9 protein-coding genes are annotated in these 10326 nt (G+C 31.1%); all 9 read left to right on the plus strand.

The window, feature by feature from the left end:
* The first annotated feature begins 4 nt into the window (after positions 1-4).
* The 9 genes from sdaAA (at position 5) to ABV008_RS14635 (ending at position 10126) form a co-directional block, all read left to right on the plus strand.
* Complete coding sequence (gene sdaAA, locus ABV008_RS14595) at positions 5-877, plus strand: L-serine ammonia-lyase, iron-sulfur-dependent, subunit alpha (protein WP_352420569.1); 873 nt, start codon at positions 5-7, stop codon at positions 875-877.
* Positions 878-910: 33 nt separating this feature from the next.
* Positions 911-2014 carry a tRNA 2-thiouridine(34) synthase MnmA gene (mnmA, locus tag ABV008_RS14600; protein WP_352420570.1) on the plus strand — a complete coding sequence of 368 codons (1104 nt, stop codon included), beginning with the start codon at positions 911-913 and terminating at the stop codon, positions 2012-2014.
* A 113-nt stretch (positions 2015-2127) separates the two neighbouring features.
* Positions 2128-3585 (plus strand): aminoacyl-histidine dipeptidase, encoded by a 1458-nt coding sequence (locus tag ABV008_RS14605; protein ID WP_352420571.1) that lies wholly within the window; start codon positions 2128-2130, stop codon positions 3583-3585.
* A gap of 122 nt (positions 3586-3707) precedes the next feature.
* Entirely contained in the window at positions 3708-4073 is a 366-nt protein-coding gene (locus tag ABV008_RS14610) for a DUF1292 domain-containing protein (protein WP_352420572.1), read from the plus strand.
* A 293-nt stretch (positions 4074-4366) separates the two neighbouring features.
* The gene (locus ABV008_RS14615; RefSeq protein ID WP_352420573.1) at positions 4367-5668 is read left to right on the plus strand and encodes a M18 family aminopeptidase; all 1302 of its coding nucleotides are present in this window, start codon (positions 4367-4369) and stop codon (positions 5666-5668) included.
* Between the two features lie 245 nt (positions 5669-5913).
* Positions 5914-7107: an alginate O-acetyltransferase AlgX-related protein gene (locus tag ABV008_RS14620; RefSeq protein ID WP_352420574.1), complete on the plus strand. Its 1194-nt coding sequence runs from the start codon at positions 5914-5916 to the stop codon at positions 7105-7107.
* A gap of 38 nt (positions 7108-7145) precedes the next feature.
* The gene (locus tag ABV008_RS14625) at positions 7146-7781 is read left to right on the plus strand and encodes a RecX family transcriptional regulator (protein WP_352420575.1); all 636 of its coding nucleotides are present in this window, start codon (positions 7146-7148) and stop codon (positions 7779-7781) included.
* A gap of 28 nt (positions 7782-7809) precedes the next feature.
* Complete coding sequence (locus tag ABV008_RS14630; RefSeq protein ID WP_352420576.1) at positions 7810-9231, plus strand: MBOAT family O-acyltransferase; 1422 nt, start codon at positions 7810-7812, stop codon at positions 9229-9231.
* 58 nt (positions 9232-9289) lie between these two features.
* On the plus strand, positions 9290-10126 hold the full coding sequence (locus ABV008_RS14635) for an HAD family hydrolase (RefSeq protein WP_352420577.1): 837 nt from the start codon (positions 9290-9292) through the stop codon (positions 10124-10126).
* Positions 10127-10326: the final 200 nt, after the last annotated feature.

The raw sequence follows: 10326 nt of genomic DNA on the forward strand, positions 1-10326 counted from the left end.
GCATATGTATAACCATGGATACGAACTATTAGAATTGGCTAAGGAATATAATGCTAAAATATCTGAGATAGTAATAAAAAGAGAAAGTGAGCTTACAGGACTATCAGAATCAGAATTAAGAAAAAATATGGGAACTGTCTTAGATGTTATGATTAACTCAGCTAAAAAAAGCATTGAAGAGGAAGTAAAGTCAGTAGGTGGGATCATAGGTGGAGACGCAAAAAGAGTGGAATCATATAGGAAAAATGGGAAAACAATTTGTGGAAACACAATAAACAAAGCTATGGCTAGAGCATTCTCTACCTCTGAAGTAAATGCTGCCATGGGAAGAATATGTGCTTCACCTACAGCAGGTTCAAGTGGAATAATTCCTGCAGCAATTATAACAGTTGCAGAAGAGCTTGGTTTAGGGGAAGCTGATATGATAGATGCTATGTTTACATCGGCGGGAGTAGGAACTATAATTGCACAAAATGCTACTGTATCGGGAGCAGAAGGGGGTTGTCAAGCAGAATGTGGTTCAGCTGCTGCAATGGCTGCAGCTGCAATAGTAGAAATGGCAGGTGGAACCCCTGAAATGTCTCTTCATGCAGCTGCAATTGCTTTAAAGAACATACTAGGCTTAATATGTGATCCAATAGCTGGTCTTGTAGAAGCGCCTTGTGCAAAGAGAAATGCTTCTGGTGTGGCTAATGCAATGATATCAGCGGACTTGGCCTTAGCTGGAGTTAAGAGCATAGTTCCTTTTGATGAAGTTGTAGATGCTATGTATAGAGTAGGAAAATCACTTCCTATGGAATTAAGAGAAACTGCTTTAGGAGGTCTAGCTACTACTGAAACAGGAAAAGCAATAAATAAGAGAATTTTTGGAGAGTAACAGTGATACAATTAATTGTAAGGAATGATGTTAATGACAAAGAATAACAAAGACATAAAAGTTGTAGTTGGTATGTCTGGAGGAGTAGATTCTTCTGTAACTGCATACCTTTTGAAGGAACAGGGATATGATGTTATAGGTATATTCATGAAAAATTGGGATGAGAAAGACGAGGCGGGGGTATGTACTGCTGAAGCAGATTATGAAGATGTAAGAAGAGTATCTACCCAGTTGGGCATATCCTACTATACAGTTAACTTTACAAAAGAATATTGGGAAAGAGTGTTTTCCTACTTTCTTGATGAATATAAGAAAGGTAGAACACCAAACCCTGATGTAATGTGTAATAAAGAAATAAAATTCAAAGCTTTTTTAGATCATGCTATAAAGCTTGGAGCTGACTACATTGCAACTGGTCATTATGCAAGAGTAGATTATAAAGATGGTGAATACAAACTTTTAAGAGGTGTAGATAATAATAAGGATCAAACTTATTTTTTGTGTACTCTAGGTCAGTATCAACTTTCTAAAAGTATGTTTCCAATTGGTCATCTAAGAAAATCTGAAGTAAGGAATATAGCAGAAAGAGAAGGATTAATAACAGCAGATAAAAAAGACAGTACAGGAATATGTTTTATTGGAGAAAGAGACTTTGATAAGTTTTTAGATAACTATCTTCCTGCTCAATCAGGAGATATCATGACATTAGACGGTAAAATTGTAGGCAAACATTCTGGTTTAATGCACTATACGCTAGGTCAAAGGAAAGGTCTTGGAATTGGTGGAATTGGAACTGGAGAACCTTGGTTTGTTGTAGATAAAGATTTAAAGAAAAATATTCTTTATGTAGTTCAAGGAGATAAACACCCTATGTTATACTCAAGTGGACTTATGGCAAGCGATCTTAGCTGGGTAAGTGATAGACCTAAAGCAGAAAGTTTTGATTGTACAGCAAAGTTCAGATATAGACAACCTGACAATGAAGTAAGTGTTTATTTGACTGGTGAAGATAAGTGTAAAGTAATGTTCAAAAAACCACAAAAAGCTGTGACTCCTGGTCAAGCAGTGGTTTTCTATGATGGAGAAGAGTGCTTAGGTGGAGGAATAATTGATAAAATAATAAGAGATGAGCAGTAGGTCAATTAAAAATTGGGAATTGAGAATCATAACGATGGTTGAACGATAGTTTAAAAATAGTTTAATTACTGTTTATTTATTGTTAATCAAATATAATATAAGGAGTGGATAAGTTGAGTAAAGTGTTAGAAAATCTTGAACCAAAATCTGTTTTTAGTTTCTTTGAAGATTTGACACAGATACCTAGATGTTCTGGCAATGAAAAAAAGATAAGTGATTATCTAGTTGAATTTGCTAAAAAGCGTAGCTTAGAAGTAATACAAGATAAAGCCTTAAATGTGATTATTAAGAAGCCTGGAACAAAAGGATATGAAAATGCTCCAACAGTAATTTTACAAGGTCACATGGATATGGTCTGTGAGAAAAATAAAGATACAGATCATGACTTTTCTTTTGAACCACTAAAGCTTCGAATAGAAGATGACATGATTAAGGCAACAGGAACTACATTAGGCGCTGATAATGGAATCGCAGTAGCATATGCCTTAGCTATACTTGATTCAGATGAAATCCCTCACCCTCCACTAGAAGTTCTTATAACTGCTGAAGAAGAAACTGGAATGGGAGGAGCAAATAACTTAGATCATGATAATTTAAAAGGTAAGATACTTATAAATATTGACTCAGAAGAAGAAGGAACTTTATTGGTAAGCTGTGCTGGAGGTATTAGAAACATAATTAGTATACCTATTGAGTGGGATAATCCATCAGGAGATTTATTGACATATGAATTAAGAATTAGAGGATTAAAAGGCGGACATTCTGGTATGGAAATCAATAAAGAAAGAGGAAATTCTAACATTATTTTAGGTAGAATTCTTCAAGGAATATCCATTAACAATGATTTGTATTTGGCCAAGATTAGTGGTGGGGCAAAGATGAATGCCATACCAAGAGAAAGTGATGCTACTTTATTAGTAAATAGTAAGGATAAGACTAAGATAGAAGAAGAAATAAGAGAATGGAATAAGATAATTGGAAATGAATTAAAAACTGCAGACTCAGATTTTAGAATAGAATTTGAACAGTCTAATGGCAAATATGAAAAAACATTTTCTAAAGAAACTATGAGAAAACTTTTAGTTGCACTTACTTTGATACCTAATGGAGTGCAGACTATGAGTGTGGAAATTGAAGGCTTAGTACAGAGCTCGACAAATCTCGGAGTCCTAACTACTACGGAAGAGTCAGTACTACTTGAATGTGCCATAAGAAGCTCAGTAAAAACTTTAAAATTAGATATTGTTAGGAAAATGGGAGTATTAGCCAATTTAATTGGTGCAAACTCAGAAAGCGAAGGAGATTATCCTGCATGGGAGTATAGAAAGGATTCTTATATAAGAGAAGTATTTGTTGATTGTTATAAGAAAATTTATGGAAAAGGACCAATCATAACTGCTATACATGCAGGACTTGAGTGTGGTTTATTTGATGAAAAATTTGATGATTTAGATATGATTTCACTAGGACCAAATATGTACGATGTACATACTCCAAATGAGCATGTAAGTATTTCTTCTACAAAGAGAGTTTGGGAGTATATTTTGAAAGTACTAAAGTCAATTAAATAGTACTAAATTATTTTAGTAATTTTTGTGAATAATCTATATACTAATATTAGCAAATGATATATTATATAGAATATACATACTTGAACTAGAGTATGAAATAAATAATAAAGGAGAATGAAAATATGACAGATAATAACCATAAAGATGGATGCTGCTGTGGACATGATCATGAACATGAACATGAAGGATGCAATTGTGGACATGATCATGAAGAGATGGAAATAATGACTTTAACTTTAGACGATGGTACGGATATGGAATGCCATGTTTTAGGAGTATTCGGAGTAGAAGATAAGGAATACATAGCTTTACTTCCATTAGGCGAAGAAAGTGTTTTACTATATGAATATAGTGAAACTGAAGAAGGCATAGAATTACAAAATATTGAAGACGACAGCGAGTATGACCTTGTTGTTGAAGCATTCTATGAATTATTCGGTGATGACGAAGACGACTATGATGATTATGAAGAGGAAGAAGAAGAATAGATACACTAAATATAAGTACTTCGTGCATATTTGCTGAAGTACTTATATTTAGTTAGACATTTATGACATGACTTGATTTATGAATGGCTTTACGGACAATACTAAATTAGCTCTTACAGTGCAAGCATGTGTACTAAATCGTTGGTAGGTTAAACGCAACAAGCACCAATCCTATTTTAAGGTTATGTCCGGTGTATCTGTTAAGGTCAAATTTGCACGACTAGAATGGAGTGAATAAATTTGTGTTGCGAGACTGTGAAACAATTTTATCCAAGTTTAAGGGAGGGGAAGATGTGAAAAAAGAGTTAGATTTTGCTCAGAAGCTCATTGATTTTATACACAAAAGTCCAAGCAATTTTCATGTAGTGAAAAACTTAGAGGCTATATTAGATGGAAAGGGCTTTAAAAAACTTGATGTTAGAGAGAAATGGAACATAGAAAAAGGAAGTAAATACTATATAGAAAAGAATGGTACAGCTTTGATAGGCTTCGTAGTTGGGCAAGGTGAAATAGAAGAAGATGGGTTTAGAATTATAGGAGCACATACAGATGCTCCAACATTTAGGATTAAGCCAAATCCGGAAATAGTTGTTGAAAATAATTATTTAAAATTAAATGTAGAAACTTACGGCGGACCTATTTTATCCACTTGGCTAGACAGGCCACTTGGACTGGCAGGAAGAGTTAGCTTAAAATCTGATAATCCATTATATCCAAATATAAGATTTTTAAATATTAATCGACCTGTTTTGATAATACCTAATCTTGCTATACACATGAATAGAAATGTAAATGAGGGTGTGGAACTTAATAAACAAAAGGATATGCTACCATTACTATCTCTAATCAACGAAGAATTTTCAAAAGATAACTATTTGTCTAAACTTATAGCTGAAGAATTAAAAGTGGGTGTAGATGAAATAATAGATTTTGATTTATTTTTATATGAATTCGAAAAAGGAAGCATTATTGGATTAAATAATGAATTCATTTCATGTGGAAGACTAGATGATTTAGCCATGGTACATGCTGGAGTAGAAGCATTGTCAGAATGCAATAATCCTAAAGCTACTAATGTTATGGTATGCTTTGATAATGAAGAAGTTGGAAGTAGTACTAAACAGGGAGCAGACTCTCCAATGCTTAGAACTGTACTAGAAAGAGTAGTTTATGGATTGGGAAAAGACAAAGAAGACTTTTTTAGGGCATTATATAGTTCGTTTATTATATCAGCAGACATGGCTCATGCGTTACATCCAAATTATACAGACAAGCATGATCCTACAAATAAGCCTATAATAAATAAAGGACCTGTAATTAAAATCAATGCAAATCAGTCATACACAACAGACAGTGACTCATATGCAGTATATGAAATGATATGTAAGAAGGCTGGAGTACCAGTTCAAAAATTTGTTAATCGTTCTGATTTAAGAGGTGGCTCTACTATCGGGCCAATATCATCTACTCATCTTGATATTCGTTCAATAGATATAGGAAATCCTATGCTTTCAATGCATTCAATAAGAGAATTAGGAGGAGTATTAGATCATTATTATATAAAAAAATCCTTTGATGAATTTTATAAATTGTAAAAATACGTTCAAGATAATACAATACTCATTTGATGGCATACACCTATTTATTTGCCATTTTCAATTTCAAAACATTGATCCTTCATCTCATTCAGGGCAAACGTTTATCACTCTGACTGAAAAGAAGGATCTATTTATTTACCTATGTAGAGCACAGAAACTGCACTTTTTAAGGAAAATATGATACAATATTTACTATTAGTATATTATTATAAGAAAAGATTACGCAAATTAGAGGTGAAAGGATGAAAAAGTTACTTCGGTATAATCTTATTATCTTATTTCTAGCAGTTATTTTTACAATTCCTACACTGACTTTTATATATAGAAACACTAGTATTTCACAAATTGAGAATAGAACATTAGCTACAGCTCCAGTTTTTAGTAAAGAAGTATTATTTAGTGGTGAGTACTTTAGAGAATGGGAAAATTACTTATCTGACCATATTTATGCAAGAGATTATTGGATAAAATCATATACATTTTTGAATATGTTCTTATTAGATAAAAATAAGATAAACAATATTGTTATAGGAGAAGAAGGAACCCTATTACCATTTTACACAGATGAACTAAATCAAGATTTACAGATGTATCTGTCAAATATCCCCAAGATGACTGACAATATAAAAAAACTTAACAGTAGTATTAAAGAGTATGGAGGAAAGTTTTGCTTTGTTGGAGTACCGGGACAATCATCATTTTTTAGAGAAAGGTATCCTAGTTATTTTAGTAATAATGATGAATACTTTATGGAAAATGAAAGATATATGTTTAGTGAGCTTAGTAGAAAAGAAATAAGCTATATAAATATGAATGAAAAATTTAACAATACAGCTAATAATGATTTTTATCTAAAAACAGATCATCATTATAGTTTTACAGGAGCTTATCAAACTTATAAAGAAATAATCAATAAGCTTATAGAAGACTTTAATTTTAAACTTAGATTGCCTTTAACAGAAACTGATATGACAATAAATACTTTACCAAATCCTATTTTAGGAAGTAGAAATAGACAAATTTATTTTCTCTATCCAACAGATGAAAAAGTTAAGATTTCCTTTCCCAATGAGAAAATATCTTATGAAAAAACTACAAATGGAGAAGTTGATCCTAAATTTTACTATATTAGCGAAAATCCTTATGAGAGACCCTCTTATGGTGTATATATGGGAGGAGATCAAGCTGAGACGATTATTAAGACAAATAGAAATGAGCTGCCCAATCTTTTAATTTTTGGAGACTCTTTTACAAATGCATTAGAACCATTGTTATACTATCATTTTAATGAAACACGTATTCTAGATTTAAGACATTTCAAACAAATGAGTTTATATGATTATATTGAAAAATATAAGCCTGATGTTGTCCTTATGATTAGAGATGATTTAAATTATGGGAACCTACAAGGAAATGGAAAATTCGATGGATATTAATAATGTTAATATCCTTTAAGTATAGGAAGGTGATAAAAATGGCTTTGATTACAAAAATAGAGAAACAGAAGAAGAACATTCGTAGATATTCCATATTTTTAGATGAAGAATATTCTTTTTCAGTTAGTGAGGATACTCTTATAAAGCATAGATTAGCAAAAGGAATGATAATTGACAAAAAGGAATTGGAACAGATATTAGAGCTAGAGGATATGAATTTATGCAAAAACTATGGATTAAAGCTTTTGGGGCAAAGAGCTAGAAGTGAATATGAGATTAAGGACAAAATGCTTAAGAAGGGTTATAATGAAAAATCTGTTCAAGAAGCAATCAGATACTTAAAAGAATATAAATATATAAATGATGAAGAGTATGCAAAATGCTATATAAAGGATAGAGTGAATATTAAAAAATTAGGATATAATCGTGTAAAGAGAGAACTATACCAGAAAAATATAGACAATACAGTTATTGAGGATACATTAAATGAAGTTTTCAACAAAGAAGATGAGTATGAAAGGGCATTGGAATTAGCAGAAAGAAAAAGGAGTACATCCTATAAAAATGATGACCCTCAAGCTGCATACAGGAAACTAGGTGGATTCTTGCAGAGAAAAGGATATTCTTTTGATATTATTATTAAAGTACTCAATAAGGTTTTAAAGCAACAATAAGACTATAAAGTGGATTAATGGAGGAAATATGTTATTTAGTAGTTTAGTATTTTTATTTGTTTTCTTACCTTCTGTGATTACATTATATTATATTTCAGGGAAAAAACTAAGAAATCTGATACTTCTTGTATTCAGTTTGTTTTTCTATGCTTATGGAGAACCAAAGTATTTGTTGATTATGATAGTTTCTATTATTGCAAATTATTTAATGGGATTGTTAGTAGATAAATATAGAAATGAAGAAATGAAGGCGAAGATATTATTAGCCATAGCAGTAATTATTAATTTATCTGTTATAGGATATTATAAATATACTAATTTTTTGATACAAAATATTAACATGATTTTTAATACATCTTATCCATTCATGAAAATAGTTATGCCCATTGGAATTTCTTTTTTTACCTTTCAAGGATTAAGCTATGTTATAGATATTTACCGTGGGCATGGGAAGCTTCAAAAAAATCCTTTAAATGTTGCACTATATATCTCTCTTTTTCCACAGCTAATTGCAGGACCTATTGTTAGATATGAAACTGTAGCAGAGCAAATAAATAATAGACATGAAAGTCTAGAGGGTTTTTCTTATGGAATTGAGAGATTTATCATAGGATTAAGTAAAAAGATACTTATAGCAAATAGTGTAGGCCTTATAGCAGATGAAGTTTTTGGAACTCAAATATCTGATTTGTCAGTCATATTAGCATGGATAGGCATTTTAGCATATACTGCTCAAATATATTTTGATTTTTCTGGATATTCTGATATGGCAATAGGATTAGGACGTATGTTTGGTTTTGAATTTTTGGAAAACTTTAATTATCCGTATATTTCTAAATCAATAACTGAATTTTGGAGACGCTGGCATATTTCTTTAAGCTCCTGGTTTAGAGACTATGTATATATTCCTTTAGGAGGAAATAGAGTTAGTAATTATAAATTTTTTAGAAATATTCTTGTTGTATGGTTTCTAACAGGGCTATGGCATGGCGCTGCATGGAACTTTATAGCATGGGGATTGTATTATGGATTGTTATTAATCATAGAGAAGGTATTTATAGGAAAATATATTCAAAAAATATGGAGACCATTTCAGCACATATACACAATGTTTTTTGTAATGTTAGGCTGGTTACTATTTAGGTCAGAAACATTAAGTTATGCAATACAGTATTTTTATGTAATGATTGGAATAGGTGGACAATCTCTATTGGATTCTACAACATATTATTATTTATTTGAATATAAGACTGAATTATTAGTAGCCTTTTTTGCTTCCTTTCCATTATATCCTTTAATTAAAAATAAAATAGAGGATATTTCATTTGGATGGGTTAAAAATTTTATTGCTTATTTTGCTAGGTCTCTTGTACTAATTGGTTTGTTACTAGCATGTGTAATGTATTTAATTAATTCTACATTTAATCCATTTATATATTTTAGGTTTTAAAAAATTATTTATAATTGGAGATGAAAGACTAAAAAATAATTAATTAAGAGGTGTTGTTGTGGATTATAGACTTGTGGCTATTGATTTGGATGGAACATTACTTACTGAAGAAAAAAAGATACCTTCTAAAAATGCAGATGTGCTGAAGATACTGTTAGATAGGGGTATAGAGATAATAATTGCAACTGGAAGAAGATATTGGTCTGCTAGGAATTTCATGAGAGAAGTTGATATGGATTTAATGGTTATTGCAAACAATGGTACTATTTTAAGGAATATGAATAATGATAGTGCAATATTAAATAAGTATTTAGACAAGGATGATTTTTATTCATTAGTAAAAGAAGGTAGAAAAAGAGATCTACATCCAATTATTCATGTAGACCATTTTGATGAAGGATATGACATAATTATAGAGCTAGAAAAAGAAAATGAAAAATATTCATCATATTTATATGACATACCTGATAGATATAGAATAACAGAAGACTTACTTCTCTATGAAAACCCTAGAGTGTTATCGGTTGTATTTCCAGGAAGCATGAATGTACTTGAAGAATTCTTTGATACACTTAATACTTGTTATATCCAAAAATATAATTCTCATATATTAACCAGCCTAACAAAGGTAGGACCAATATTAGAAATTATGGGACCTTTAGGCTCAAAATGGAAAACTCTATTAGATTATGCTAAAGAGAAAGGTATAAAACAAAATGAAATAATAGCCATTGGTGATGATGACAATGATATAGAAATGATAAAAAATGCAGGTCTTGGGATAGGTATGAAAAACGCATCGGAAGGTGTAAAAAAAGTAGCAGACATAATAACAGAAAAGACAAATAATGAATGTGGAGTAGCGCATATATTAACTAGAGTTTTTAACTTATAATATTTACGAATATCTGAATAATTATGTGAATAAGCTAATATATTTTACTAAAGAAAAAACGGTAATGTAAAAAGTTCTATGAAAAAATAAGAGTCAAAAAATAGTGCATCTAAAGCAAATTTCTAGTAGGTTCTCCCGCCACCCTTGACAAAAATAAGAAAATGCTAAAGAAAAATTAACAAGGGCGAAGGGAACTCAAA

It is taken from the genome of Proteiniborus sp. (assembly GCF_040308045.1).
In the GTDB taxonomy this organism is placed as follows: Bacteria; Bacillota; Clostridia; order Tissierellales; family Proteiniboraceae; genus Proteiniborus.

Excerpts from the sequence above, each read along its gene's own strand:
- ABV008_RS14610 (WP_352420572.1), top strand. The coding sequence starts at position 3,708 with ATGACAGATAATAACCATAAAGATGGATGCTGCTGTGGACATGATCAT.
- ABV008_RS14620 (WP_352420574.1), top strand. The coding sequence starts at position 5,914 with ATGAAAAAGTTACTTCGGTATAATCTTATTATCTTATTTCTAGCAGTT.
- ABV008_RS14630 (WP_352420576.1), top strand. The coding sequence starts at position 7,810 with ATGTTATTTAGTAGTTTAGTATTTTTATTTGTTTTCTTACCTTCTGTG.
- sdaAA (WP_352420569.1), top strand. The coding sequence starts at position 5 with ATGTATAACCATGGATACGAACTATTAGAATTGGCTAAGGAATATAAT.
- ABV008_RS14625 (WP_352420575.1), top strand. The coding sequence starts at position 7,146 with ATGGCTTTGATTACAAAAATAGAGAAACAGAAGAAGAACATTCGTAGA.
- mnmA (WP_352420570.1), top strand. The coding sequence starts at position 911 with ATGACAAAGAATAACAAAGACATAAAAGTTGTAGTTGGTATGTCTGGA.